The sequence below is a fragment of the Pseudomonas paraeruginosa PA7 genome (assembly GCF_000017205.1).
Lineage (GTDB): Bacteria > Pseudomonadota > Gammaproteobacteria > Pseudomonadales > Pseudomonadaceae > Pseudomonas > Pseudomonas paraeruginosa.
In genome coordinates this window covers 5,125,676-5,150,546 of sequence record NC_009656.1, presented here as the reverse complement: position 1 = coordinate 5,150,546, position 24,871 = coordinate 5,125,676, and the positions used below count along the sequence as shown (strand labels likewise).

At 66.1% G+C, this 24,871-nt stretch carries 21 protein-coding genes; 20 read left to right on the top strand and 1 reads right to left on the bottom strand.

Going from position 1 to position 24,871, the window contains the following annotated elements; all coding sequences use genetic code 11:
• The first annotated feature begins 1 nt into the window (after position 1).
• The 15 genes from rsmH to lpxC all read left to right on the top strand — a co-directional run bounded on the left by rsmH (position 2) and on the right by lpxC (position 17,297).
• Positions 2-943 (top strand): 16S rRNA (cytosine(1402)-N(4))-methyltransferase RsmH, encoded by a 942-nt coding sequence (gene rsmH / locus PSPA7_RS23785; RefSeq protein ID WP_012077197.1) that lies wholly within the window; start codon positions 2-4, stop codon positions 941-943.
• Positions 940-1,233, top strand: coding sequence for a cell division protein FtsL (gene ftsL / locus PSPA7_RS23780; RefSeq protein WP_003150404.1), 294 nt, complete (start codon positions 940-942; stop codon positions 1,231-1,233). Before rsmH ends, ftsL begins: the two co-directional genes overlap by 4 nt.
• Positions 1,230-2,969 (top strand): peptidoglycan D,D-transpeptidase FtsI, encoded by a 1,740-nt coding sequence (gene ftsI / locus PSPA7_RS23775; protein ID WP_012077196.1) that lies wholly within the window; start codon positions 1,230-1,232, stop codon positions 2,967-2,969. The genes ftsL and ftsI overlap by 4 nt, the downstream gene beginning before the upstream one ends.
• The gene (locus tag PSPA7_RS23770; protein ID WP_012077195.1) at positions 2,969-4,432 is read left to right on the top strand and encodes a UDP-N-acetylmuramoyl-L-alanyl-D-glutamate--2,6-diaminopimelate ligase; all 1,464 of its coding nucleotides are present in this window, start codon (positions 2,969-2,971) and stop codon (positions 4,430-4,432) included. Before ftsI ends, PSPA7_RS23770 begins: the two co-directional genes overlap by 1 nt.
• Entirely contained in the window at positions 4,425-5,801 is a 1,377-nt protein-coding gene (locus PSPA7_RS23765; RefSeq protein ID WP_012077194.1) for a UDP-N-acetylmuramoyl-tripeptide--D-alanyl-D-alanine ligase, read from the top strand. The genes PSPA7_RS23770 and PSPA7_RS23765 overlap by 8 nt, the downstream gene beginning before the upstream one ends.
• Complete coding sequence (mraY, locus tag PSPA7_RS23760; RefSeq protein WP_003094129.1) at positions 5,801-6,883, top strand: phospho-N-acetylmuramoyl-pentapeptide-transferase; 1,083 nt, start codon at positions 5,801-5,803, stop codon at positions 6,881-6,883. The genes PSPA7_RS23765 and mraY overlap by 1 nt, the downstream gene beginning before the upstream one ends.
• Before the next feature lie 13 nt (positions 6,884-6,896).
• Complete coding sequence (murD, locus tag PSPA7_RS23755; RefSeq protein ID WP_003103104.1) at positions 6,897-8,243, top strand: UDP-N-acetylmuramoyl-L-alanine--D-glutamate ligase; 1,347 nt, start codon at positions 6,897-6,899, stop codon at positions 8,241-8,243.
• The gene (ftsW, locus tag PSPA7_RS23750; RefSeq protein ID WP_003094125.1) at positions 8,243-9,442 is read left to right on the top strand and encodes a putative lipid II flippase FtsW; all 1,200 of its coding nucleotides are present in this window, start codon (positions 8,243-8,245) and stop codon (positions 9,440-9,442) included. Before murD ends, ftsW begins: the two co-directional genes overlap by 1 nt.
• Entirely contained in the window at positions 9,432-10,505 is a 1,074-nt protein-coding gene (murG, locus tag PSPA7_RS23745; protein WP_012077193.1) for an undecaprenyldiphospho-muramoylpentapeptide beta-N-acetylglucosaminyltransferase, read from the top strand. The genes ftsW and murG overlap by 11 nt, the downstream gene beginning before the upstream one ends.
• Positions 10,498-11,940, top strand: coding sequence for a UDP-N-acetylmuramate--L-alanine ligase (murC, locus tag PSPA7_RS23740; protein WP_012077192.1), 1,443 nt, complete (start codon positions 10,498-10,500; stop codon positions 11,938-11,940). The genes murG and murC overlap by 8 nt, the downstream gene beginning before the upstream one ends.
• A complete protein-coding gene (locus PSPA7_RS23735; protein WP_012077191.1) occupies positions 11,937-12,896 on the top strand; it encodes a D-alanine--D-alanine ligase in 960 nt (319 codons plus the stop codon). Before murC ends, PSPA7_RS23735 begins: the two co-directional genes overlap by 4 nt.
• Positions 12,897-12,899: 3 nt before the next feature.
• Positions 12,900-13,763, top strand: a complete 864-nt coding sequence (locus PSPA7_RS23730) for a cell division protein FtsQ/DivIB (protein ID WP_012077190.1) — start codon at positions 12,900-12,902, stop codon at positions 13,761-13,763.
• A gap of 21 nt (positions 13,764-13,784) precedes the next feature.
• On the top strand, positions 13,785-15,038 hold the full coding sequence (gene ftsA, locus PSPA7_RS23725) for a cell division protein FtsA (RefSeq protein WP_003094115.1): 1,254 nt from the start codon (positions 13,785-13,787) through the stop codon (positions 15,036-15,038).
• Positions 15,039-15,088: 50 nt separating this feature from the next.
• Positions 15,089-16,273 (top strand): cell division protein FtsZ, encoded by a 1,185-nt coding sequence (gene ftsZ / locus PSPA7_RS23720; protein WP_003150393.1) that lies wholly within the window; start codon positions 15,089-15,091, stop codon positions 16,271-16,273.
• A 112-nt stretch (positions 16,274-16,385) separates the two neighbouring features.
• The gene (lpxC, locus tag PSPA7_RS23715) at positions 16,386-17,297 is read left to right on the top strand and encodes a UDP-3-O-acyl-N-acetylglucosamine deacetylase (protein WP_003150391.1); all 912 of its coding nucleotides are present in this window, start codon (positions 16,386-16,388) and stop codon (positions 17,295-17,297) included.
• Positions 17,298-17,357: 60 nt separating this feature from the next.
• Here the strand turns inward: lpxC and PSPA7_RS23710 are convergent, their stop codons facing one another.
• Positions 17,358-17,819 (bottom strand): DciA family protein, encoded by a 462-nt coding sequence (locus tag PSPA7_RS23710; RefSeq protein WP_003150389.1) that lies wholly within the window; start codon positions 17,817-17,819, stop codon positions 17,358-17,360.
• 80 nt (positions 17,820-17,899) lie between these two features.
• Between PSPA7_RS23710 and PSPA7_RS23705 the strand changes: the two genes are divergently transcribed.
• From PSPA7_RS23705 to PSPA7_RS23685, 5 genes are all read left to right on the top strand, one after another.
• Positions 17,900-18,823 carry a M23 family metallopeptidase gene (locus PSPA7_RS23705; RefSeq protein WP_012077189.1) on the top strand — a complete coding sequence of 308 codons (924 nt, stop codon included), beginning with the start codon at positions 17,900-17,902 and terminating at the stop codon, positions 18,821-18,823.
• A 133-nt stretch (positions 18,824-18,956) separates the two neighbouring features.
• Positions 18,957-21,707 carry a preprotein translocase subunit SecA gene (gene secA / locus PSPA7_RS23700; protein ID WP_012077187.1) on the top strand — a complete coding sequence of 917 codons (2,751 nt, stop codon included), beginning with the start codon at positions 18,957-18,959 and terminating at the stop codon, positions 21,705-21,707.
• Between the two features lie 146 nt (positions 21,708-21,853).
• Positions 21,854-23,071, top strand: a complete 1,218-nt coding sequence (gene argJ / locus PSPA7_RS23695) for a bifunctional glutamate N-acetyltransferase/amino-acid acetyltransferase ArgJ (RefSeq protein WP_012077186.1) — start codon at positions 21,854-21,856, stop codon at positions 23,069-23,071.
• Positions 23,072-23,179: 108 nt separating this feature from the next.
• Positions 23,180-23,809: a glutathione S-transferase family protein gene (locus PSPA7_RS23690; RefSeq protein WP_003150384.1), complete on the top strand. Its 630-nt coding sequence runs from the start codon at positions 23,180-23,182 to the stop codon at positions 23,807-23,809.
• A gap of 56 nt (positions 23,810-23,865) precedes the next feature.
• Positions 23,866-24,813 carry a Nudix family hydrolase gene (locus tag PSPA7_RS23685; RefSeq protein ID WP_012077185.1) on the top strand — a complete coding sequence of 316 codons (948 nt, stop codon included), beginning with the start codon at positions 23,866-23,868 and terminating at the stop codon, positions 24,811-24,813.
• Positions 24,814-24,871 lie beyond the last annotated feature (58 nt).

Below are 24,871 nucleotides of genomic sequence, written 5' to 3'. Positions count from 1 at the left end.
TATGAATGCCACCTACCGCCATATCACCGTTCTGCTCGAGGAGGCCGTTTCCGCGCTGGCCCCACGGGAGGACGGCTGCTATCTGGACGGTACCTTCGGAAGAGGGGGCCATAGTCGAGCCTTGCTCGAGAAACTGGGCACCGGGGGGCGCCTGCTCGGATTCGACAAAGATCCCCAGGCCATCCAGACAGGAAAAGCATTGGCGGCCGAAGACGGCCGCTTCGTCATTGTGCAGCGCTCGTTCGCCGAACTGGGCGATGAGGTGCGCGCACGCGGTCTCGAAGGGCGGGTCGATGGCGTCCTGCTCGACCTTGGCGTGTCGTCGCCGCAACTCGACGATCCCGAGCGCGGCTTCAGCTTCCTCAACGACGGTCCGCTGGACATGCGCATGAATCCAGGCCAGGGCATCAGCGCTGCGGAGTTCATCGCCAGCGCCGCGGAGGAGGAGATCGCCCGGGTCTTCAAGGAATATGGCGAAGAGCGTTTCGCCAAGCGCATGGCCCGCGCCATCGTGCAGCGCCGTCAGGAGCGCCCGTTCGAGCGGACCGCCGATCTCGCCGAAGTGATCACGGTCGCCAATCCCGCCTGGGAGAAAGGCAAGAACCCGGCGACGCGGGCATTCCAGGGCCTGCGCATCCATGTGAACAACGAACTGGGCGATCTCGAGCGTGGCCTCGATGCGGCGCTCGAATCGCTGGCCGTCGGCGGCCGCCTGGTGGTGATCAGCTTCCACTCCCTGGAAGACCGCATCGTCAAGCTGTTCATGCGCAAGCATGCCAAGGGCGAGGCGGACAACCTGCCACGCGATCTGCCGATCCGCTCCAAGGTCTTCGAGCCGCGCCTGAAGCTGCTGGGCAAGCCGCAGTACGCTTCGGAGGCTGAACTCAAGGCCAACCCGCGTTCGCGCAGCGCGGTCATGCGTGTCGCGGAGAAGCTGAAATGAGCCGCCTCTTCGTCAAGCGCCTGCCCACCGGCAGCTTTCTCATGCTGCTGCTTTATATAAGCCTGCTGCTTTCAGCGATCGCGGTGGCCTACAGCACCTACTGGAACCGGCAACTGCTCAACTCGCTGTATTCCGAACTGAGCGTGCGCGACAAGGCGCAGGCCGAGTGGGGCCGGCTGATCCTCGAACAGAGCACCTGGACCGCCCATAGCCGGATCGAAAGCCTGGCGGTGGAGCAACTGCGCATGCGCGTGCCCGACCCGTCCGAGGTCAGGATGGTGGCGCCATGAAGCTGAACCATTTCCAGGGCGCGCTCTATCCTTGGCGGTTCTGCGTGATCGTCGGCCTGCTGCTGGCGATGGTCGGCGCCATCGTCTGGCGGATCGTCGACCTGCACGTGATCGACCATGACTTCCTCAAGGGCCAGGGCGACGCGCGCAGCGTTCGGCATATCGCCATCCCTGCGCACCGTGGCCTGATCACCGACCGCAACGGCGAGCCGCTGGCGGTGAGTACCCCGGTCACCACCCTGTGGGCCAATCCCAAGGAACTGATGGCCGCCAAGGAGCGCTGGCCTCAATTGGCGGCGGCGCTCGGCCAGGACACCAAGCTGTTCGCCGATCGCATCGAACAGAATGCCGAGCGCGAATTCATCTACCTGGTTCGTGGCCTGACCCCCGAGCAGGGCGAAGGCGTGATCAGTCTGAAGGTACCCGGCGTCTACTCCATCGAGGAGTTTCGTCGTTTCTACCCGGCGGGCGAAGTGGTGGCCCACGCGGTCGGCTTCACCGATGTCGACGACCGTGGCCGCGAGGGCATCGAGCTGGCCTTCGACGAGTGGCTGGCCGGCGTGCCGGGCAAGCGCCAGGTCCTCAAGGACCGCCGTGGCCGGGTGATCAAGGACGTGCAGGTCACCAAGAACGCCAAGCCGGGCAAGACCCTGGCGCTGTCCATCGACCTCCGCCTGCAGTACCTGGCCCACCGTGAACTGCGCAATGCGCTGGTGGAGAACGGCGCCAAGGCCGGCAGCCTGGTGATCATGGACGTGAAGACCGGGGAAATCCTGGCCATGACCAACCAGCCCACCTACAACCCGAACAATCGTCGTAACCTGCAGCCGGCGGCCATGCGCAACCGGGCGATGATCGACGTGTTCGAGCCGGGCTCGACGGTTAAGCCGTTCTCGATGAGCGCGGCGCTGGCCAGCGGGCGCTGGAAACCCAGCGATATCGTCGACGTCTACCCGGGCACCCTGCAGATCGGCCGTTACACCATCCGCGACGTCTCGCGCAATTCGCGGCAACTCGATCTCACCGGCATCCTGATCAAGTCGAGCAACGTCGGCATCAGCAAGATCGCCTTCGACATCGGCGCCGAATCCATCTACTCGGTCATGCAACAGGTCGGTCTCGGGCAGGACACGGGGTTGGGCTTCCCCGGCGAGCGCGTCGGCAACCTGCCCAACCACCGCAAGTGGCCGAAGGCGGAAACCGCGACCCTGGCCTACGGCTACGGTCTCTCGGTAACCGCGATCCAGTTGGCGCATGCCTATGCGGCCCTGGCCAACGACGGCAAGAGCGTGCCGCTGAGCATGACCCGCGTCGACCGCGTGCCGGATGGCGTGCAGGTGATCTCGCCTGAAGTGGCTTCCACCGTGCAGGGCATGCTGCAACAAGTGGTCGAGGCCCAGGGCGGGGTGTTCCGCGCCCAGGTCCCGGGTTACCACGCCGCCGGCAAGAGCGGGACCGCGCGCAAGGTCTCGGTCGGCACCAAGGGCTACCGGGAAAACGCCTATCGCTCGCTGTTCGCCGGTTTCGCCCCGGCCACCGATCCGCGCATCGCGATGGTCGTGGTGATCGACGAGCCGAGCAAGGCGGGCTACTTCGGCGGCCTGGTGTCGGCGCCGGTGTTCAGTAAGGTCATGGCTGGCGCGCTGCGCCTGATGAACGTGCCGCCGGATAACCTGCCGACGGCCACCGAACAGCAGCAGGTCAATGCTGCGCCCGCAAAAGGAGGGCGTGGCTGATGCCTATGAGCCTGAACCAACTGTTTCCCCAGGCCGAGCGCGATCTGCTGATCCGCGAGCTGACCCTGGATAGCCGCGGCGTTCGTCCGGGCGACCTGTTCCTGGCGGTGCCGGGCGGGCGCCAGGATGGTCGTGCGCACATCGCCGATGCCCTGGCCAAGGGCGCGGCTGCCGTGGCTTACGAGGCGGAAGGCGCCGGAGAGTTGCCGCCCAGCGATGCGCCGCTGATCGCGGTGAAGGGGCTGGCCGCGCAACTGTCGGCGGTCGCCGGGCGTTTCTACGGCGAGCCGAGCCGCGGGCTGGACCTGATCGGCGTCACCGGCACCAATGGCAAGACCAGCGTCAGCCAACTGGTGGCCCAGGCCCTCGACCTGCTCGGCGAGCGCTGCGGCATCGTCGGTACCCTCGGCACCGGTTTCTATGGCGCGCTGGAAAGCGGCCGCCACACTACCCCGGACCCGCTCGCCGTGCAGGCCACGCTGGCCACGCTGAAGCAGGCCGGCGCCCGCGCGGTAGCGATGGAAGTGTCTTCCCACGGCCTCGACCAGGGGCGCGTGGCGGCGCTCGGTTTCGATATCGCGGTGTTCACCAACCTGTCCCGCGACCACCTCGACTATCACGGCTCGATGGAGGCCTACGCCGCCGCCAAGGCCAAGCTGTTCGCCTGGCCGGGCCTGCGCTGCCGGGTGGTCAACCTGGACGACGATTTCGGCCGTCGACTGGCCGGCGAGGAGCAGTACTCGGAGCTGATCACCTACAGCCTCACCGACAGCTCGGCGTTCCTCTATTGCCGCGAAGCGCGCTTCGGCGACGCCGGCATCGAGGCGGCGCTGGTCACTCCGCACGGCGAGGGCCTGCTGCGCAGCCCGTTGCTCGGCCGCTTCAACCTGAGCAACCTGCTGGCGGCGGTCGGTGCGTTGCTTGGCCTGGGTTATCCCCTGGGCGATATCCTCCGCACCTTGCCGCAACTGCAGGGGCCGGTCGGCCGCATGCAGCGCCTGGGAGGCGGCGACAAGCCGCTGGTGGTGGTGGACTACGCGCATACTCCCGACGCCCTGGAAAAAGTCCTGGAGGCCCTGCGTCCGCACGCGGCCGCGCGCCTGCTATGCCTGTTCGGCTGCGGTGGCGATCGCGATGCCGGCAAGCGTCCGCTGATGGCTGCGATCGCCGAACGCCTGGCGGATGGGGTGCTGGTCACCGACGACAACCCGCGCACCGAGGCCAGTGCGGCGATCATCGCCGATATCCGCAAAGGCTTCGCTGCCGCTGACAAGGTTACCTTCCTGCCGTCGCGCGGTGAGGCGATCGCCCATCTGATTGCTTCCGCTGCGGTGGATGACGTGGTGCTCCTGGCCGGCAAGGGTCACGAGGATTATCAGGAGATCGACGGCGTACGCCATCCGTTCTCCGACATCGAGCAGGCCGAGCGCGCCCTGGCCGCCTGGGAGGTGCCGCATGCTTGAGCCTCTTCGCCTCAGCCAGTTGACGGTCGCGCTGGACGCCCGCCTGATCGGCGAGGACGCCGTCTTTTCGGCGGTTTCCACCGACAGTCGCGCCATCGGGCCCGGCCAACTGTTCATTGCCCTGAGTGGGCCGCGTTTCGACGGCCACGACTATCTCGCCGAGGTTGCCGCCAAGGGCGCGGTGGCTGCGCTGGTGGAGCGCGAAGTCGCCGACGCGCCCCTGCCGCAATTGCTGGTGCGCGATACCCGTGCGGCCCTGGGGCGACTGGGCGCGCTGAACCGGCGCAAGTTCACCGGTCCGCTGGCGGCCATGACGGGCTCCAGCGGCAAGACCACGGTCAAGGAGATGCTCGCCAGCATCCTGCGTACCCAGGCCGGCGACGCCGAGTCGGTGCTGGCGACCCGTGGCAATCTGAACAACGACCTCGGCGTACCGCTGACCCTGCTGCAACTGGCGCCGCAGCACCGTAGCGCAGTGATCGAACTGGGCGCCTCGCGCATCGGCGAGATCGCCTATACGGTCGGACTGACCCGCCCGCACGTGGCGATCATCACCAATGCCGGGACCGCCCATGTCGGCGAGTTCGGCGGGCCGGAGAAGATCGTCGAGGCCAAGGGCGAGATCCTCGAAGGCCTGGCCGCCGACGGCACCGCGGTGCTGAATCTGGACGACAAGGCCTTCGCCACCTGGAAGGCGCGGGCCAACGGGCGTCCGCTGCTGACCTTCTCCCTCGAGCAGGCCCAGGCCGACTTCCATGCCGCCGATCTGCAGCGCGACGCGCGTGGCTGCATGGGCTTCCGGCTGCACGGCGTAGCGGGCGAGGCACAGGTCCAGCTCAATCTCCTGGGCCGGCATAACGTGGCCAATGCGCTGGCCGCCGCTGCCGCGGCCCATGCGCTGGGCGTGCCGCTGGACGGGATCGTCGCCGGGCTGCAGGCGCTGCAACCGGTCAAGGGCCGCGCGGTAGCGCAGCTGACTGCCAGCGGGCTGCGTGTGATAGACGACAGCTACAACGCCAACCCCGCGTCAATGCTGGCGGCGATTGATATACTGGGCGGCTTTTCCGGGCGCACCGTCCTGGTCCTCGGAGACATGGGCGAACTCGGTTCCTGGGCCGAGCAGGCCCACCGCGAGGTGGGCGCCTACGCCGCCGGCAAGGTATCCGCGCTGTACGCGGTCGGGCCACTGATGGCCAACGCCGTGCAGGCGTTCGGCGAGGCGGGCCGGCATTTCGCCGACCAGGCCAGCCTGATCCGGGCGCTGGCCACCGAACAACCGACAACCACCATTCTGATCAAGGGTTCCCGCAGCGCGGCGATGGACAAAGTCGTCGCGGCGCTGTGCGGTTCCTCCGAGGAGAGTCACTAATGCTCCTGCTGCTGGCCGAATACCTGCAACAGTTCTACAAGGGCTTCGGCGTCTTCCAGTACCTGACCCTGCGCGGCATCCTCAGCGTGCTCACCGCGCTGTCGCTGTCGCTGTGGCTGGGTCCCTGGATGATCCGTACCTTGCAGATCCGCCAGATCGGCCAGGCCGTGCGCAACGACGGTCCGCAGTCGCACCTGTCGAAGAAGGGCACCCCAACCATGGGCGGCGCCCTGATCCTTACCGCCATCGCCATCAGTACGCTGCTGTGGGCGGATCTTTCCAACCGCTACGTGTGGGTGGTGCTGGTCGTTACCCTGCTGTTCGGTGCCATCGGCTGGGTGGACGACTACCGCAAGGTGATCGAGAAGAACTCCCGCGGCCTGCCGAGCCGCTGGAAGTACTTCTGGCAGTCGGTGTTCGGCATCGGCGCCGCCGTGTTCCTCTATATGACTGCCGAAACCCCGATCGAGACCACCCTGATCGTGCCGATGCTGAAGAGCGTCGAGATCCAGTTGGGCATCTTCTTCGTGGTCCTGACCTACTTCGTCATCGTCGGTTCGAGCAATGCGGTGAACCTCACCGACGGTCTCGACGGCCTGGCGATCATGCCGACGGTAATGGTTGCCGGCGCGCTGGGCATCTTCTGCTACCTGTCGGGCAACGTGAAGTTCGCCGAGTACCTGTTGATTCCCAACGTACCGGGCGCCGGCGAGCTGATCGTGTTCTGCGCCGCGCTGGTCGGCGCCGGCCTCGGCTTCCTCTGGTTCAACACCTATCCGGCGCAGGTCTTCATGGGCGACGTCGGCGCGTTGGCGCTGGGCGCCGCGCTGGGCACCATCGCGGTGATCGTGCGCCAGGAAATCGTGCTGTTCATCATGGGTGGGGTGTTCGTCATGGAAACCCTCTCGGTGATGATCCAGGTCGCTTCCTTCAAGCTGACCGGACGCCGCGTCTTCCGCATGGCGCCGATCCATCACCATTTCGAACTGAAAGGCTGGCCGGAGCCGCGCGTGATCGTGCGCTTCTGGATCATCACCGTGATCCTGGTGCTGATCGGCCTCGCCACCTTGAAGCTGCGTTGAGGACGAAGAGAGCATGAGCCTGATCGCCTCCGACCACTTCCGCATCGTTGTCGGCCTCGGCAAGAGCGGCATGTCCCTGGTGCGCTACCTGGCGCGCCGCGGCTTGCCTTTCGCCGTGGTCGATACCCGAGAGAACCCGCCGGAGCTGGCCACCCTGCGTGCCCAGTATCCGCAGGTGGAAGTGCGTTGCGGCGAACTCGACGCCGAGTTCCTCTGCTCCGCCCGCGAACTCTACGTCAGCCCCGGCTTGTCGCTGCGCACCCCCGCGCTGGTACAGGCCGCCGCGAAAGGCGTGCGCATCTCCGGTGACATCGATCTCTTCGCCCGCGAGGCGAAGGCCCCGATCGTCGCCATCACCGGTTCCAACGCGAAGAGCACCGTGACCACCCTGGTGGGCGAAATGGCGGTGGCCGCGGACAAGCGTGTCGCCGTCGGCGGCAACCTCGGCACCCCGGCGCTCGACCTGCTGGCCGACGACATCGAGCTGTACGTGTTGGAGCTGTCGAGCTTCCAGTTGGAAACCTGCGATCGCCTCAACGCCGAGGTGGCGACCGTGCTGAACGTCAGCGAAGACCATATGGATCGCTACGACGGCATGGCTGACTACCACCTGGCCAAGCACCGGATCTTCCGCGGTGCCCGCCAGGTCGTGGTGAATCGCGCCGATGCCCTGACCCGACCGCTGATCGCCGATACCGTGCCGTGCTGGTCGTTCGGCCTGAACAAGCCGGACTTCAAGGCTTTCGGCCTGATCGAGGAAGACGGCCAGAAGTGGCTGGCGTTCCAGTTCGACAAGCTGCTGCCGGTTGGCGAACTGAAGATCCGTGGCGCCCACAATTATTCCAACGCGCTCGCCGCGCTGGCGCTGGGCCATGCGGTCGGCCTGCCGTTCGACGCCATGCTCGGCGCGCTGAAGGCGTTTTCCGGCCTGGCTCATCGCTGCCAGTGGGTACGCGAGCGGCAGGGCGTGAGCTACTACGACGATTCCAAGGCCACCAACGTCGGCGCCGCCCTGGCGGCGATCGAGGGGCTGGGTGCCGACATCGACGGCAAGCTGGTGCTGCTCGCCGGCGGCGATGGCAAGGGCGCCGATTTCCATGACCTGCGCGAGCCGGTCGCGCGCTTCTGCCGGGCGGTGGTACTGCTTGGCCGTGACGCCGGGCTGATTGCCCAGGCACTGGGCAACGCGGTACCGCTGGTGCGCGTCGCAACGCTGGACGAAGCAGTCCGGCAGGCCGCCGAGCTGGCCCGCGAAGGCGATGCGGTGCTGTTGTCGCCGGCCTGCGCGAGCCTGGACATGTTCAAGAACTTCGAAGAACGCGGACGCCTGTTCGCCAAAGCCGTAGAGGAACTCGCGTGATGCTGTCGGTGTTGCGCCCCTTCCCGTCGCCGCTGTTGAGCCGGCACGGCATCGACCTGGACTTCCCGCTGCTGGCGGGTTGCCTGGCGCTGCTCGGCCTCGGCCTGGTTATGGTGACTTCCGCCTCTTCCGAGGTGGCGGCGGCGCAGTCGGGCAACCCGCTGTACTTCTCCGTCCGTCACCTGATCTACCTGGTGATCGGCCTGATTTCCTGCGGCCTGACCATGATGGTCCCGATGGCCACCTGGCAGCGTTGGGGCTGGAAGCTACTGCTGGTCGCCTTCGGCCTGCTGGTGCTGGTGATCACCCCCGGCATCGGCCGCGAGGTGAACGGCTCGATGCGCTGGATCGGCTTCGGCCTGTTCAATATCCAGCCTTCGGAGATCGCCAAGGTCTGCGTGGTGATCTTCATGGCCGGCTACCTGATCCGCCGCCAGCAGGAGGTCCGGGAAAGCTGGATGGGCTTCTTCAAGCCCTTCGTGGTGTTGCTGCCGATGGCCGGCCTGCTGCTGCGCGAGCCGGACTTCGGCGCCACCGTGGTAATGATGGGCGCTGCCGCGGCCATGCTGTTCCTCGGCGGGGTGGGGCTGTTCCGCTTCGGCCTGATGGTGCTGCTGGCGGTCGGCGCGGTGGTCCTGCTGATCCAGACCCAGCCCTACCGGATGGCACGCCTGACCAACTTCACCGACCCCTGGGCCGACCAGTTCGGCGCCGGCTATCAGTTGAGCCAGGCGCTGATCGCCTTCGGCCGCGGCGGCTGGTTGGGCATGGGACTGGGCAACAGCATCCAGAAGCAGTTCTACCTGCCGGAGGCGCACACCGACTTCGTCTTCGCCGTGCTTGCAGAGGAGTTGGGCATCGTCGGCGCCCTGGCGACCGTCGCCCTGTTCGTGTTCGTCAGCCTGCGCGCGCTGTACATCGGCATCTGGGCCGAGCAGGCCAAGCAGTTCTTCTCCGCCTACGTGGCCTACGGCCTGGCCTTCCTCTGGATCGGCCAGTTCCTGATCAACATCGGGGTGAACGTCGGCCTGCTGCCGACCAAGGGCCTGACCCTGCCGTTCCTCAGCTACGGCGGCAGTTCGCTGGTGATCTGCTGTGCCTGTCTGGGGATGTTGCTGCGCATCGAATGGGAACGGCGAACCCACCTGGGTAGCGAGGAATATGAGTTCAACGAAGAGGACTTTGCCGATGAAAGGTAATGTCCTGATCATGGCGGGTGGCACCGGCGGACACGTGTTCCCGGCGCTGGCCTGTGCGCGGGAGTTCCAGGCGCGCGGCTATGCCGTGCACTGGCTGGGGACGCCGCGCGGCATCGAGAATGACCTGGTACCCAAGGCCGGCCTGCCGTTGCACCTGATCCAGGTCAGCGGGCTGCGCGGCAAGGGCCTGAAGTCGCTGGTCAAGGCGCCGCTGGAACTGCTCAAGTCGCTGTTCCAGGCGCTGCGGGTGATCCGCCAGCTGAGGCCGGTCTGCGTGCTCGGCCTGGGTGGCTATGTCACCGGCCCGGGCGGCCTGGCTGCGCGCCTCAACGGCGTGCCGCTGGTGATCCACGAGCAGAACGCCGTGGCCGGCACCGCCAACCGCAGCCTGGCGCCGATCGCCAGGCGCGTCTGCGAGGCATTCCCGGATACCTTCCCGGCCAGTGACAAGCGTCTGACCACCGGCAATCCGGTGCGCGGCGAGCTGTTCCTCGACGCGCACGCCCGCGCGCCGCTGACCGGCCGTCGGGTCAATCTGCTGGTGCTCGGCGGCAGCCTTGGCGCGGAACCGCTGAACAAGCTGTTGCCAGAGGCCCTGGCGCAGGTGCCGCTGGAAATCCGTCCGGCAATCCGCCATCAGGCCGGTCGTCAGCATGCCGAGATTACCGCCGAGCGTTATCGCACAGTGGCGGTCGAAGCGGACGTCGCGCCCTTCATCAGCGACATGGCCGCGGCCTATGCCTGGGCCGACCTGGTGATCTGCCGCGCCGGCGCGCTGACCGTCAGCGAGCTGGCCGCCGCGGGACTCCCCGCTTTCCTGGTGCCGTTGCCCCATGCGATCGACGACCACCAGACCCGCAACGCCGAATTCCTGGTTCGCAGCGGCGCCGGCCGCCTGCTGCCGCAAAAGTCTACCGGCGCGGCCGAACTGGCCGCGCAGCTGTCCGAGGTCCTGATGCATCCCGAAACCCTGCGCTCCATGGCAGACCAGGCACGCAGCCTGGCGAAACCCGAGGCTACCCGGACGGTGGTCGATGCCTGCCTGGAGGTGGCCCGTGGTTAAGGAACCCAATGGCGTCACCCGGACCATGCGCCGTATCCGCCGCATCCATTTCGTCGGCATCGGCGGCGCCGGCATGTGCGGGATCGCCGAAGTGCTGCTGAACCTCGGCTACGAGGTGTCCGGATCGGACCTCAAGGCCTCGGCGGTGACCGAGCGCCTGGAGAAGTTCGGCGCGCAGATCTTCATCGGTCACCAGGCGGAAAACGCCGACGGCGCCGATGTGCTGGTGGTGTCCAGCGCCATCAACCGAGCCAACCCGGAAGTGGCCTCGGCCCTGGAACGGCGGATTCCGGTGGTGCCGCGCGCGGAGATGCTCGCCGAGCTGATGCGCTACCGGCACGGCATCGCGGTCGCCGGCACCCACGGCAAGACCACCACCACCAGCCTGATCGCCTCGGTGTTCGCCGCCGGCGGCCTGGACCCGACCTTCGTCATCGGTGGCCGGCTGAACGCCGCCGGGACCAACGCCCAGCTCGGCGCCAGCCGCTACCTGGTGGCCGAGGCCGACGAGAGCGACGCCAGTTTCCTGCATCTGCAGCCGATGGTCGCGGTGGTCACCAATATCGACGCCGACCACATGGCGACCTACGGCGGCGACTTCAACAAGCTGAAGAAGACCTTCGTCGAGTTCCTCCACAACCTGCCGTTCTACGGGCTGGCGGTGATGTGCGTGGACGACCCGGTGGTGCGCGAGATCCTTCCGCAGATCGCCCGCCCGACCGTGACCTACGGCCTCAGCGAAGACGCCGACGTGCGCGCGATCAACATCCGCCAGGAAGGCATGCGCACCTGGTTCACCGTGCTGCGCCCGGAGCGCGAGCCGCTGGACGTCTCGGTGAACATGCCCGGCCTGCACAACGTGCTGAATTCCCTGGCGACCATCGTCATCGCCACCGACGAAGGCATTTCCGACGAAGCCATCGTCCAGGGCCTGTCCGGCTTCCAGGGCGTGGGCCGGCGCTTCCAGGTCTACGGCGAGCTGCAGGTCGAGGGCGGTAGCGTGATGCTGGTGGACGACTACGGCCACCATCCGCGCGAAGTCGCCGCGGTGATCAAGGCGATCCGTGGCGGATGGCCGGAGCGTCGCCTGGTGATGGTCTACCAGCCGCATCGCTATACCCGTACCCGCGACCTGTACGAAGACTTCGTGCAGGTGCTGGGCGAGGCCAACGTGCTGCTGTTGATGGAGGTCTATCCGGCCGGCGAAGAGCCGATCCCGGGAGCCGACAGTCGCCAGCTGTGCCACAGCATCCGCCAGCGCGGCCAGCTCGACCCGATCTACTTCGAGCGCGACGCCGACCTGGCGCCGCTGGTCAAGCCGCTGCTGCGCGCCGGCGACATCCTGCTCTGCCAGGGCGCTGGCGATGTCGGCGGCCTGGCCCCGCAACTGATCAGGAACCCGCTGTTCGCCGGCAAGGGAGGGAAGGGCGCATGAACCTTAGCCTCGATAGCCTGCTGAACGGCACCCAGGATCCCAGGGCCTTCGGTCGCGTCGCCGTGCTGTTCGGCGGCAAGAGCGCCGAGCGCGAGGTGTCGCTGAAGTCTGGCGCCATGGTCCTGCAATCCATGCTGGCCGCCGGGGTCGACGCCTTTGGCATCGATGTCGGCGACGACCTGCTGCATCGCCTGGTCGAGGAGAAGATCGACCGTGCCTTCATCATTCTCCATGGTCGTGGCGGCGAGGATGGCAGCATGCAGGGCCTGCTCGAGTGCGCGGGCATTCCCTACACCGGCAGCGGCGTGCTGGCCTCGGCGCTGGCGATGGACAAGCTGCGGACCAAGCGGGTCTGGCGCAGCCTCGGCCTGCCGACCCCGGACTACGCGGTGCTGGGCAGCGAGGATGATTGCCGCGAAGCCGCGCAACGACTGGGTTTCCCGCTGATCGTCAAGCCGGCCCATGAAGGTTCGAGCATCGGCATGGCCAAGGTCGGCGGGCTCGACGAATTGATCGCGGCGTGGCGCGAGGCGGCCCGCTACGACTCGCAGGTGCTGGTCGAGCAGTGGATCAGCGGCCCGGAATTCACCGTAGCGACCTTGCGCGGGCAGGTGCTGCCGGCGATCCGCCTGGGTACGCCGCACACCTTCTACGACTACGACGCCAAGTACCTGGCCAGCGATACCCGCTACCAGGTGCCCTGTGGCCTCGATGAGGCCAAGGAAAGCGAGCTGAAGGATCTCACCGCGCGCGCCTGCGACGCACTGGGCATCCAGGGCTGGGGACGGGCCGACGTGATGCAGGACGCCGAAGGGCGTTTCTGGCTGCTTGAAGTCAACACCGCACCGGGCATGACCGACCACAGCCTGGTGCCCATGGCCGCGCGCGCCGCCGGTCTGGATTTCCAGCAACTGGTGCTGGCGATCCTGGCCGATAGCCGCGAGGCGAGGGGATAAGCCATGAACGGCGTACTGCTCCGTCATCAGCAACCCGGTGGACTCGGCCGCGCTCCGCGCAAGCCGATGCCGCGCGGTGCCAGCCGTCTGGTGGCCAAGGAACCGCTGAGCGTGCGCCTGCCCAAAGCCGACTTCAGCTTCCTCAAGTACCTGGCCTGGCCGCTGTTGCTGGCGATCCTCGGCTATGGCGCCTATCGCGGCGCCGAGTACATCCTGCCGTACGCCGACCGGCCGATCGCCAAGGTCAGCGTCGAGGGCGACCTCAGCTACATCAGCCAGCACGCGGTGCAGCAGCGGATCTCCCCGTACCTGGCGGCGAGCTTCTTCACCATCGACCTGGCGGGCATGCGCGGGCAACTGGAGCAGATGCCCTGGATCGCCCACGCCGAGGTGCGCCGGGTGTGGCCGGACCAGGTGGTGATCCGCCTGGACGAGCAGTTGCCGATCGCCCGCTGGGGTGACGAGGCGCTGCTGAACAACCAGGGACAGGCCTTCACGCCAAAAGAGCTGGCGAATTATGAACATCTGCCCCGCTTGCATGGTCCACAGCGGGCGCAACAACAGGTGATGCAGCAATACCAGTTGCTCAGCCAGCTGCTGCGTCCCCTCGGGTTCTCCATCGCCCGCCTGGAAATGAGCGATCGCGGTGGCTGGGCGCTGACCACGGCCCAGGGCGTCGAGATCCAGATCGGGCGCGACCACGTGGTAGACAAGATTCGCCGCTTCGTAAGCATCTACGACAAGGCACTCAAAGATCAGATTTCGAACATTGCGCGGATCGACCTGCGTTACCCCAACGGCCTGGCCGTTGCGTGGCGCGAGCCGGTCACGCCCACGTCGGTGGCCACGGCCAGCGCCGTGCAGTGAGTTGAGGAGACAGTAATAACCATGGCAAGCGTGCAGAGCGGCAAGATGATCGTCGGCCTGGACATCGGTACCTCCAAAGTGGTGGCGCTGGTGGGCGAGGTGACGGCCGATGGCCAGTTGGAAGTCGTCGGCATCGGCACTCATCCGTCCCGCGGCCTGAAGAAGGGCGTGGTGGTGAACATCGAGTCCACCGTGCAGTCGATCCAGCGCGCCATCGACGAGGCCCAGCAGATGGCCGGTTGCCGTATCCACTCGGCGTTCGTCGGCATCGCCGGCAACCACATCCGCAGCCTGAACTCCCACGGCATCGTGGCGATCCGCGACCGCGAGGTGAACCCGGCGGACATCGAGCGTGTCCTGGACGCCGCCCAGGCGGTGGCGATCCCGGCGGACCAGCGGGTGCTGCATACCCTGGCCCAGGACTACGTGATCGATAACCAGGAAGGCGTGCGCGAGCCGCTGGGCATGTCCGGCGTGCGCCTGGAAGCCAAGGTGCACGTGGTGACCTGCGCGGTGAATGCCTCGCAGAACATCGAGAAGTGCGTGCGCCGCTGCGGCCTGGAGGTCGACGACATCATCCTCGAGCAATTGGCCTCTGCCTATTCGGTGCTGACCGAGGACGAGAAGGAACTGGGCGTGTGCCTGGTGGACATCGGCGGCGGCACCACCGACATCGCCATCTTCACCGAAGGCGCGATCCGCCATACCGCGGTGATCCCGATCGCAGGCGACCAGGTCACCAACGATATCGCCATGGCCCTGCGCACGCCGACCCAGTACGCGGAAGAGATCAAGATCCGCTACGCCTGCGCCCTGGCCAAGCTGGCCGGTGCCGGCGAGACCATCAAGGTGCCCAGCGTCGGCGACCGGCCGCCGCGCGAACTGTCGCGCCAGGCCCTGGCCGAAGTGGTCGAGCCTCGTTACGACGAGCTGTTCACCCTGGTCCAGGCCGAGCTGCGCCGCAGCGGCTACGAGGACCTGATCCCGGCAGGGATCGTCCTCACCGGCGGCACCTCGAAGATGGAAGGCGCGGTCGAGCTGGCCGAGGAAATCTTCCACATGCCGGTACGCCTCGGCGTGCCGTATAGCGTGAAGGGCCTCACCGACGTGGTGCGCAACCCGATCTATTCGACGGGCGTCGGCCTGCTGATGTACGGACTGCAGAAGCAGTCCGATGGCATGTCGATGTCCGTTTCAGGCAGCAGCTACAGCAGCGACGAACCCAAGGCACCTGTCCTGGAGCGGCTCAAACGCTGGGTCCAGGGCAATTTCTGATTCAACGCGGTAACAGCAGGCGACAAAACTAGAAAGGAAGGAGAGGGGAAATGTTTGAACTGGTCGATAACATCGCACAAACCGCCGTCATAAAAGTGATCGGTGTAGGTGGTGGTGGCGGCAACGCCGTCAATCACATGGCCAAGAACAACGTCGAGGGCGTCGAGTTCATCTGCGCCAACACCGACGCACAAGCGCTGAAGAACATCGCGGCGCGCACCGTTCTGCAACTCGGCCCGGGCGTCACCAAGGGGCTGGGTGCCGGCGCCAATCCGGAAGTCGGTCGTCAGGCGGCGCTGGAAGATCGTGAGCGAATTTCCGAAGTGCTGGAAGGCGCCGACATGGTCTTCATCACCACCGGCATGGGTGGCGGTACCGGTACCGGTGCGGCGCCGATCATCGCCGAAGTGGCCAAGGAGATGGGCATCCTCACCGTCGCGGTGGTGACCCGCCCGTTCCCGTTCGAAGGTCGCAAGCGCATGCAGATCGCCGACGAGGGCATCCGTGCCCTGGCCGAGAGCGTCGATTCGCTGATCACCATCCCGAACGAGAAGCTGCTGACCATCCTCGGCAAGGACGCCAGCCTGCTGGCTGCCTTCGCCAAGGCCGACGACGTGCTGGCCGGCGCCGTGCGCGGGATCTCCGACATCATCAAGCGTCCGGGCATGATCAACGTCGACTTCGCCGACGTGAAGACCGTCATGAGCGAGATGGGCATGGCGATGATGGGCACCGGCTGCGCCAGCGGTCCGAACCGTGCCCGCGAGGCCACCGAGGCGGCGATCCGCAACCCGCTGCTGGAAGACGTCAACCTGCAGGGCGCGCGCGGCATCCTGGTGAACATCACCGCGGGTCCGGACCTGTCCCTGGGCGAGTACTCCGACGTCGGCAACATCATCGAACAGTTCGCATCCGAGCACGCCACCGTGAAGGTGGGCACCGTGATCGACGCGGACATGCGCGATGAGCTGCACGTCACCGTGGTCGCCACCGGCCTGGGTGCGCGCCTGGAGAAGCCGGTCAAGGTCGTCGACAACACCGTGCAGGCCAGTGCCGCCCAGGCAGCCGCCCCGGCCCAGCGCGAGCAGCAGTCGGTGAACTACCGCGACCTCGACCGTCCGACCGTGATGCGCAACCAGTCTCACGGCAGCGCGGCGACCGCGGCCAAGCTGAACCCGCAGGATGACCTGGATTACCTGGATATCCCGGCGTTCCTGCGTCGCCAGGCCGATTGAAGTTATTAATCAGGAGTAGAGACGTGATTGGTGTTCAGCAAAGGCCGGTTCTGCTATCATCGCCGGCCATTGTTGAAAACAGTTCGCAGTCAGCGCTTAAGCGGCCAAAGCCATGATCAAACAACGCACCTTGAAGAACATCATCCGGGCTACTGGCGTCGGTCTGCATTCGGGGGAGAAGGTTTACCTGACCCTGAAACCGGCGCCGGTGGACACCGGCATCGTGTTCTGCCGCACCGACCTGGATCCGGTAGTGGAAATCCCGGCCCGGGCCGAGAACGTCGGCGAAACCACCATGTCGACCACCCTGGTCAAGGGTGACGTCAAAGTGGATACGGTGGAGCACCTGCTCTCGGCCATGGCCGGCCTGGGTATCGACAACGCCTACGTCGAGCTGTCCGCTTCGGAAGTGCCGATCATGGATGGCAGCGCTGGTCCGTTCGTATTCCTGATCCAGTCCGCCGGATTGCAAGAGCAGGAAGCGGCCAAGAAGTTCATCCGCATCAAGCGCGAGGTCAGCGTCGAGGAAGGCGACAAGCGCGCCGTCTTCGTTCCGTTCGACGGCTTCAAGGTCAGCTTCGAGATCGATTTCGATCACCCGGTCTTCCGTGGCCGCACCCAGCAGGCTTCGGTCGACTTCTCCAGCACTTCCTTCGTCAAGGAAGTCAGCCGCGCCCGGACCTTCGGCTTCATGCGCGACATCGAGTACCTGCGTTCGCAGAACCTGGCGCTCGGCGGTAGCGTGGAGAACGCGATCGTGGTCGACGAGAACCGCGTGCTCAACGAAGACGGCCTGCGTTACGAGGACGAGTTCGTCAAGCACAAGATCCTGGATGCCATCGGCGACCTGTACCTGCTCGGCAACAGCCTTATCGGCGAGTTCCGCGGCTTCAAGTCCGGCCATGCCCTGAACAACCAACTGCTGCGTTCGCTGATCGCAGACAGGGACGCTTGGGAAGTGGTGACCTTCGAAGACGCGCGTACCGCGCCTATTTCCTATATGCGCCCGGCGGCAGCAGTGTAGGAAATCTCTCCTTTCCATCTTTGGAGGCCACCTCAGGGTGGCCTCTTTTTATTTCAGGATTTATTCTTGCCGGCTTTTCTCGGCGCGGCTTGCCAGTCGTTCGAGCGCTTCCCTGAGACGCGGGTTGGCGACGATGTCGGCGGAGCCGCGTAGGTTTTCCGCGGCCACGCTGGAGAGGGTCAAGCTGCGACGCGCCGCACGTTGTGTGGACGTGGTGGGTTGCACCTTGAAAAGGATTTTCGCTAAGTTCGCGAATTCTTCGAAACCCTGCAGCTGTCGCTGCAGGCGCCGTTGCTGGTAGCGCAGGCGTGTGGCCCAGTGTCCGTCGGTGACGATCAGCAGCAGGCAACCGCCGCGCCACGAGGCCACGTGACAGTACGGACGTGCCGCCGGTTGCAGCTGGCTTTCCAGCAGCTGTTGCAGGCGGCAGATGCGCTGGGCCTCGGCGAACAGCATCTGCAGCGGCTTGGCCTGGCGCAGCAACTGGGTCGAGGCCTGGGCGGGCAAGGGACGAAAAGACATGGCGGGAAGCCTGGGGGTTACTGAGTCGGAATGGTAGCAGAAAGCGTTTCGCTACTGCCGGCCCGTATGAAGGATAAGTCATGCACATCATTTTTCTGAGCCGGCGTCATGGGGCCGCTCGCTCCGTCCATCTGCAGCCGCGGCTGCTGATGCTGGCGGGGGCCTGCGTGGTCGGCGCCAGCCTGTTGGCGGGGGGCTTCATGGGCGCCTGGCTGTTCCGCGCGCCGGCGCCGGCGGTGGGTACCGAGGTCGATGCCGCTCTGCAGGCGCAGAGCGACGAGATCAGCAGCGCGCGCGAGGATGCGCAGCGGCAGATGGACGCGCTGAGCGTGCATCTAGGTGAGCTGCAGGCACGCCTGGTGCGGCTGGATGCCCTGGGGGAGCGCCTTACCGAACTGGCCGACGTCGACCCCGAAGAGTTCGACTTCTCCCTGGGCGTCGGCCAGGGCGGCGTCGATGAACCGCTGGAGGGCAACGCCTATGCCCCGCCGTCGTTCATGGCGACGCTGGACGAACTGGCGGCACGCCTGGATACCCGCGAGCAGCAGCTCGAGGTACTCGAGCAACTGCTCGCCGACAAGCACATCAGCCAGTCGACCTACCTGGCCGGCCAGCCGGTGCGCCAGGGCTACATCTCCTCGCCGTTCGGGCGCCGGGTCAATCCGGTGAGCGGGCGCCTGAGCCTGCACAAGGGCATCGACTTCGCCGCGCCGGCGGGCAGCGACGTGGTGGCCGTGGCGGCCGGCGTGGTGACCTGGTCCGGGCGCAAGAACGGCTACGGCAACGTGGTGGAGGTCGGTCATGCCGATGGCTATACCACGCTCTATGCGCACAACCAGAAGAACCTGGTCGAGGTCGGCGACCTGGTCAAGCGAGGCCAGGTCCTGGCCAAGGTCGGCAGCACCGGACGCTCCACCGGTTACCACGTACATTTCGAGGTGATGAAGGATGGCCGGGTAATGAATCCGCAAAGCTTCATCGCGCGCGCGTCTGTTTCCGAGTGAGCGGCGCGCATTGATCTGCTGTACTTTTCTCATACCCGTTTCCGGGTAGAATGTTCCCTTTCATGCCGTTGATCGGCACGGGCCGCCGGAAGGGTGAGCCTTCCATTCCCCACGTGTGGATGACCAAGTCGATATGTTTGCGCCTTTGTTGAAGAAACTCTTTGGAAGCAAGAACGAGCGTGATGTAAAGCGCATGGCCAAGGCTGTACAGGCCATCAATGCGCTCGAGCCCCAGATGGTGGCGCTCTCCGACGAGCAGTTGAAGGCGAAGACGGCCGAGTTCCAGCAGCGCTATGCCAAGGGCGAAACGCTCGACCAGTTGTTGCCCGAAGCCTTCGCCGTGGTTCGCGAGGCCGGCAAGCGGGTGATGGGCATGCGTCACTTCGACGTCCAGCTGATCGGCGGCATGACCCTGCACGATGGCAAGATCGCGGAAATGCGCACCGGTGAGGGCAAGACCCTGGTGGGCACCCTGCCGGTGTATCTCAACGCACTGTCCGGCAAGGGCGTGCACGTGGTCACGGTGAACGACTACCTGGCCCGCCGCGACGCCAACTGGATGCGCCCGTTGTACGAGTTCCTCGGCCTCAGCGTCGGTGTGGTCACCCCCTTCCAGCCGCCGGAAGACAAGCGCGCGGCCTACGCTGCGGACATCACCTACGGCACCAACAACGAGTTCGGCTTCGACTACCTGCGTGACAACATGGCCTTCAGCCTGGACGACAAGTTCCAGCGCGAGCTGAACTTCGCCGTGGTCGACGAAGTGGACTCGATCCTCATCGACGAGGCACGTACGCCGCTGATCATCTCCGGCCAGGCCGAAGACAGCTCCGAGCTGTACATCAAAATCAACAAGCTGATCCCGCGTCTCAAGCGCCAGGTCGAAGAGGTCGAGGGCAAGCCGAGCGAGGAAGGCCACTACAGCATCGACGAGAAGACCCGCCAGGTCGAACTCAACGAGCAGGGCCACCAGTTCATCGAGGACCTGCTGAGCCAGAACGGCCTGCTCGGCGAAGGCGAAAGCCTCTATTCGGCGCACAACCTGAGCCTGCTGACCCACGTCTACGCGGCGCTGCGTGCGCATACCCTGTTCCACCGCAATGTCGAGTACATCGTCCAGGGCGACCAGATCCTCCTGATCGACGAGCACACCGGGCGCACCATGCCGGGTCGCCGCCTGTCCGAGGGCCTGCACCAGGCGATCGAGGCGAAGGAAGGCCTGCCGATCCAGGCCGAGAGCCAGACCCTGGCCTCGACCACCTTCCAGAACTACTTCCGCCTGTACAACAAGCTGGCCGGCATGACCGGCACCGCCGATACCGAGGCTTTCGAGTTCCGCCAGATCTACGGTCTGGACGTGGTGGTCATCCCGACCCACCGACCGATCGCGCGCAAGGACTTCAACGACCTGGTCTACCTGACCCAGGAAGAGAAATACGCGGCGATCATCACCGACATCAAGCAGTGCCAGGCCCTCGGCCGGCCGATCCTGGTCGGTACCGCGTCGATCGAGAGTTCCGAATACGTTTCCAAGCTGCTGCAACAGGCCGGCATCGAGCACAAGGTGCTCAACGCCAAGTACCACGAGAAGGAAGCCGAGATCATCGCCCAGGCCGGTGCGCCGGGTTCGGTGACCATCGCCACCAACATGGCCGGCCGTGGTACCGACATCCTCCTCGGCGGCAACTGGGAAGTCGAGGTCGCCGCTCTGGAGAACCCCACCGAGGAGCAGATCGCCCAGATCAAGGCCGAGTGGCAGAAGCGCCACCAGCAGGTGATCGAAGCGGGCGGCCTGCATGTGATCGCTTCCGAGCGCCACGAGTCGCGCCGGATCGACAACCAGTTGCGCGGCCGCGCCGGCCGCCAGGGCGACCCGGGTTCCAGCCGCTTCTACCTGTCGCTGGAAGACAACCTGATGCGCATCTTCGCCTCCGACCGGGTGAAGAACTTCATGAAGGCGCTGGGCATGCAGTCCGGCGAGGCGATCGAGCACCGCATGGTGACCAACGCCATCGAGAAGGCCCAGCGCAAGGTCGAAGGCCGCAACTTCGATATCCGCAAGCAACTGCTGGAGTTCGACGACGTCGCCAACGAGCAGCGCAAGGTGATCTACCACATGCGCAACACCCTGCTGTCGGCCGAGGACGTGGGCGAGACCATCAAGGAGTTCCGCGAGGAAACCCTCAACGCCACCATCAACCAGCACATCCCGCCGCAGTCGCTGCCGGAGCAGTGGGACGTCGAAGGCCTGGAAGCCGCGCTGTACAGCGATTTCGCCGTGCGCCTGCCGATCCAGCAGTGGCTGGACGAAGACGACAAGCTGTACGAGGAAACCCTGCGCAGCAAGATCCTCGAGCAGATCGTCGCCGCCTACTACGAGAAGGAAGAGCTGGCCGGCGCCGAGGCCCTGCGCGCCTTCGAGAAGCAGATGCTGCTGCGCGTGCTGGACGACCTGTGGAAGGACCACCTGTCGACCATGGACCACCTGCGCCACGGTATCCACCTGCGTGGCTACGCGCAGAAGAACCCGAAGCAGGAATACAAGCGCGAGTCCTTCACCCTGTTCCAGGAGTTGCTGGATTCGATCAAGCGCGACACCATCCGCGTGCTGTCCCATGTCCAGGTCCGTCGCGAAGACCCGGCCGAAGAGGAAGCCCGCCTGCGTCGCGAGGCGGAGGAACTGGCCAAGCGCATGCAATTCCAGCATGCCGAGGCACCGTCGATGGAACAGGCGGTGGCCGGCGAGGACGAGGAGCTTCCCGAGGGCCCGGCTCCGGTAGTGCCGCTCGAGCCGGTGCGCAACGAGCAGAAGATCGGCCGCAACGAGCCTTGCCCGTGCGGTTCCGGCAAGAAATACAAGCATTGCCACGGGCAGCTGGACTAAGCTTCCCGCCTGGTTCACCAACGCCGCGACCGGTCCTGCCGCTCGCGGCGTTTGTTCGAATTGGCGCCAGTCCGGCGCCGATGCGTTTTCCGTCACGCCGTCGCAGACGGCATCGAGTCCACTGTTTGGTAAAGGAGCGCGTTCCCATGGCTGTCGGTCTTGGCCCCCTGTCCACCCTGCACCCGGTCCCCGGTTTCGAACTCGGCATCGCTTCGGCCGGCATCAAGCGACCGGGGCGCAAAGACGTGGTGGTCATGCGCTGCGCAGAAGGTTCCAGCGTGGCCGGGGTATTCACCCTGAACGCATTCTGTGCCGCGCCGGTGACCCTGGCCAAGCAGCGTTTCCTCGGCGAGGTGCGCTACCTGCTGACCAATACCGGCAATGCCAACGCCGGTACCGGCGAGGCCGGCCTCGCCGCCGCCGCGCAAACCTGTGCCAAGCTCGCCGAACTGGCCGGAGTCGTCGAGACTTCCGTGCTGCCATATTCCACCGGAGTGATCGGCGAACCTCTGCCGGTGGCCAAGATCGAGGCGGCGCTGCCGGCGGCCCTGGCCGACCTGGCCGAGGATCATTGGGCCGAAGCTGCCACGGGGATCATGACCACCGATACCCTGCCCAAGGGCGCCAGCCGCCAGTTCGTCCACGACGGCGTGACCGTGACCGTGACCGGGATCAGCAAGGGCGCCGGGATGATCAAGCCGAACATGGCGACCATGCTCGGTTACATCGCCACCGACGCCAAGGTCGCCCAGGGCGTGCTGCAGGACCTGTTGCGCGACGCCGCGAACAAGTCCTTCAACCGCATCACCATCGACGGCGATACCTCCACCAACGACTGCTGCATGCTGATCGCCACCGGTCGCGCGGCGCTGCCGGAAGTGACCCAGGCCAGCGGCGCGCTTTTCGCCGCGCTGAAGCAGGCGGTGCTGGAGGTGTCCATGGAACTGGCCCAGGCCATCGTTCGCGACGGCGAGGGCGCGACCAAGTTCGTCACCGTTCAGGTCAATGGCGGCGCCACTCACCAGGAGTGCCTGGATGTCGGCTATGCGGTGGCCCACTCGCCGCTGATCAAGACCGCGTTGTTCGCTTCCGATCCCAACTGGGGACGGATCCTCGCCGCGGTCGGGCGTGCCGGCGTGGCCAATCTGGACGTGAGCAAGATCGACGTATTCCTCGGCGACGTCTGCATCGCCAGCCGTGGCGGCCGGGCGGCCAGCTATACCGAGGAGCAGGGCGCGGCGGTGATGACCCAGGCCGAGATCGGCATCCGCATCGAACTGGGACGCGGCACCTGCAGCGAGACCATCTGGACCACCGACCTGTCCCACGAATACGTCAAGATCAACGCGGAGTACCGCACCTGAGCCCGGCATTCCGATCCTTCATCGATGGATGAAAATCGGGAATTTGCCATCGGGCCATGCGCCTCTTAAGTTCCCCTGGATGAAGGAACGACCGAGAAGGAGAGACGCATGGCCCTTACCATCGTGATTGGAAACCGCAACGATTCGTCCTGGTCGCTGCGCGGCTGGCTGGCCCTGCAGATGAGCGGGGCGGCCTTCGATGAAATCCTCGTGCCGCTGGGGCGGCCCGATAGCCGAGAACGTATCCTGCGGCATTCGCCGACCGGCAAGGTGCCCCTGTTGAAAAGCGAGGACGGCGATATCTGGGACTCCCTGGCCATCGCCGAGTACCTTGCCGAGCGTTTCCCCGAGGCCCACCTGTGGCCGCGCGGCGAGGCGGCGCGGGCGATGGCGCGCGCGCTCTGCGCGGAAATGCACAGTGGCTTCATGGCCTTGCGCGGCGAGTTGCCGATGGACCTGCGCCGCCAGCAGCCATTGGTGGAATTGTCCGAGGCGACGCGACAGGATATTCAGCGTATCTGCCAGGCGTGGGCGGAGTGCCGCCGGCGCTTCGGCCAGGACGGTGCGTTCCTGTTCGGCCATGCCAGCCTCGCGGATGCGTTCTACGCGCCGGTGGCGGCGCGCTTCCGCAGCTATGCCGTGGAGTTGCCGGACACCGCCCGGGCCTATGTCGAGACCATTTATCAGTGGCCTGCGTTTCGTACCTGGTACGACGCGGCATTGCGCGAGCAGGCCTAGTTGACCGTCGGTACCGTCCCAGGCGGTGCGCGGCGGCAGTAGCGAGGAGATGATCCGTGAAACGAGTACATGTCGCCGCGGCCGTGATTCGTGGCTCCGATGGCCGGGTGCTGATCGCCCGGCGGCCGGAAGACAAGCACCAGGGCGGCCTGTGGGAGTTTCCCGGCGGCAAGGTGGAGGAGGGCGAGCCGGTGCGCGTGGCGCTGGCCCGTGAACTGGAAGAGGAGCTGGGCATTCGCGTCGAGCGGGCCCGCCCGCTGATCCAGGTGCGCCACGACTATGCCGACAAGCACGTGCTGCTCGATGTCTGGGAGGTCGATGGTTTCTCCGGCGAGCCGCATGGCGCCGAAGGCCAGCCGCTGGCCTGGGCGGAGCCGCGCGAGCTGGCGGACTACGAGTTCCCCGCCGCCAATGTGCCGATCGTCCAGGCCGCGCGCCTGCCGGCGCACTACCTGATCACGCCGGATGGCCTGGAGCCGGGCGAACTGATCAGCGGCGTGCGCAAGGCACTGGAGTCGGGCATCCGCCTGATCCAGCTGCGCGCGCCCAACATGTTCAGTCCCGAGTACCGCGATCTCGCCATCGATATCCAGGGGCTCTGCGCCGGCAAGGCGCAACTGATGCTCAAGGGCCCGCTGGAATGGCTGGGCGACTTCCCGGCCGCCGGCTGGCACCTGACCTCCGCCCAGCTGCGCAAGTATGCCAGCGCCGGTCGGCCGTTTCCCGAAGGGCGCCTGCTGGCGGCTTCCTGCCACGACGCGGAGGAGCTGGCCCTGGCCGCCTCGATGGGCGTGGAGTTCGTCACCCTGTCGCCGGTACAGCCGACCGAGAGCCATCCCGGCGCGCCGGCGCTGGGCTGGGACAAGGCCGCCGAACTGATCGCCGGCTTCAACCAGCCGGTCTACCTGCTGGGTGGCGTCGGTCCGCAGCAGGCCGAGCAGGCTTGGGAGCATGGAGCCCAGGGCGTGGCGGGTATCCGTGCGTTCTGGCCGGGCGGCCTTTGACGGTGGACGAAGAAAAGGAGGCTTCGGCCTCCTTTTTTTTTCGTCTCGATGCCGCGCC

What these genes read in the sequence shown, in the direction of transcription:
- rsmH (WP_012077197.1), top strand. Translation starts at nt 2, where the DNA reads ATGAATGCCACCTACCGCCATATCACCGTTCTGCTCGAGGAGGCCGTT.
- ftsL (WP_003150404.1), top strand. Translation starts at nt 940, where the DNA reads ATGAGCCGCCTCTTCGTCAAGCGCCTGCCCACCGGCAGCTTTCTCATG.
- ftsI (WP_012077196.1), top strand. Translation starts at nt 1,230, where the DNA reads ATGAAGCTGAACCATTTCCAGGGCGCGCTCTATCCTTGGCGGTTCTGC.
- PSPA7_RS23770 (WP_012077195.1), top strand. Translation starts at nt 2,969, where the DNA reads ATGCCTATGAGCCTGAACCAACTGTTTCCCCAGGCCGAGCGCGATCTG.
- PSPA7_RS23765 (WP_012077194.1), top strand. Translation starts at nt 4,425, where the DNA reads ATGCTTGAGCCTCTTCGCCTCAGCCAGTTGACGGTCGCGCTGGACGCC.
- mraY (WP_003094129.1), top strand. Translation starts at nt 5,801, where the DNA reads ATGCTCCTGCTGCTGGCCGAATACCTGCAACAGTTCTACAAGGGCTTC.
- murD (WP_003103104.1), top strand. Translation starts at nt 6,897, where the DNA reads ATGAGCCTGATCGCCTCCGACCACTTCCGCATCGTTGTCGGCCTCGGC.
- ftsW (WP_003094125.1), top strand. Translation starts at nt 8,243, where the DNA reads ATGCTGTCGGTGTTGCGCCCCTTCCCGTCGCCGCTGTTGAGCCGGCAC.
- murG (WP_012077193.1), top strand. Translation starts at nt 9,432, where the DNA reads ATGAAAGGTAATGTCCTGATCATGGCGGGTGGCACCGGCGGACACGTG.
- PSPA7_RS23735 (WP_012077191.1), top strand. Translation starts at nt 11,937, where the DNA reads ATGAACCTTAGCCTCGATAGCCTGCTGAACGGCACCCAGGATCCCAGG.
- PSPA7_RS23730 (WP_012077190.1), top strand. Translation starts at nt 12,900, where the DNA reads ATGAACGGCGTACTGCTCCGTCATCAGCAACCCGGTGGACTCGGCCGC.
- ftsA (WP_003094115.1), top strand. Translation starts at nt 13,785, where the DNA reads ATGGCAAGCGTGCAGAGCGGCAAGATGATCGTCGGCCTGGACATCGGT.
- ftsZ (WP_003150393.1), top strand. Translation starts at nt 15,089, where the DNA reads ATGTTTGAACTGGTCGATAACATCGCACAAACCGCCGTCATAAAAGTG.
- lpxC (WP_003150391.1), top strand. Translation starts at nt 16,386, where the DNA reads ATGATCAAACAACGCACCTTGAAGAACATCATCCGGGCTACTGGCGTC.
- PSPA7_RS23710 (WP_003150389.1), bottom strand. Translation starts at nt 17,819, where the DNA reads ATGTCTTTTCGTCCCTTGCCCGCCCAGGCCTCGACCCAGTTGCTGCGC.
- PSPA7_RS23705 (WP_012077189.1), top strand. Translation starts at nt 17,900, where the DNA reads ATGCACATCATTTTTCTGAGCCGGCGTCATGGGGCCGCTCGCTCCGTC.
- secA (WP_012077187.1), top strand. Translation starts at nt 18,957, where the DNA reads ATGTTTGCGCCTTTGTTGAAGAAACTCTTTGGAAGCAAGAACGAGCGT.
- argJ (WP_012077186.1), top strand. Translation starts at nt 21,854, where the DNA reads ATGGCTGTCGGTCTTGGCCCCCTGTCCACCCTGCACCCGGTCCCCGGT.
- PSPA7_RS23690 (WP_003150384.1), top strand. Translation starts at nt 23,180, where the DNA reads ATGGCCCTTACCATCGTGATTGGAAACCGCAACGATTCGTCCTGGTCG.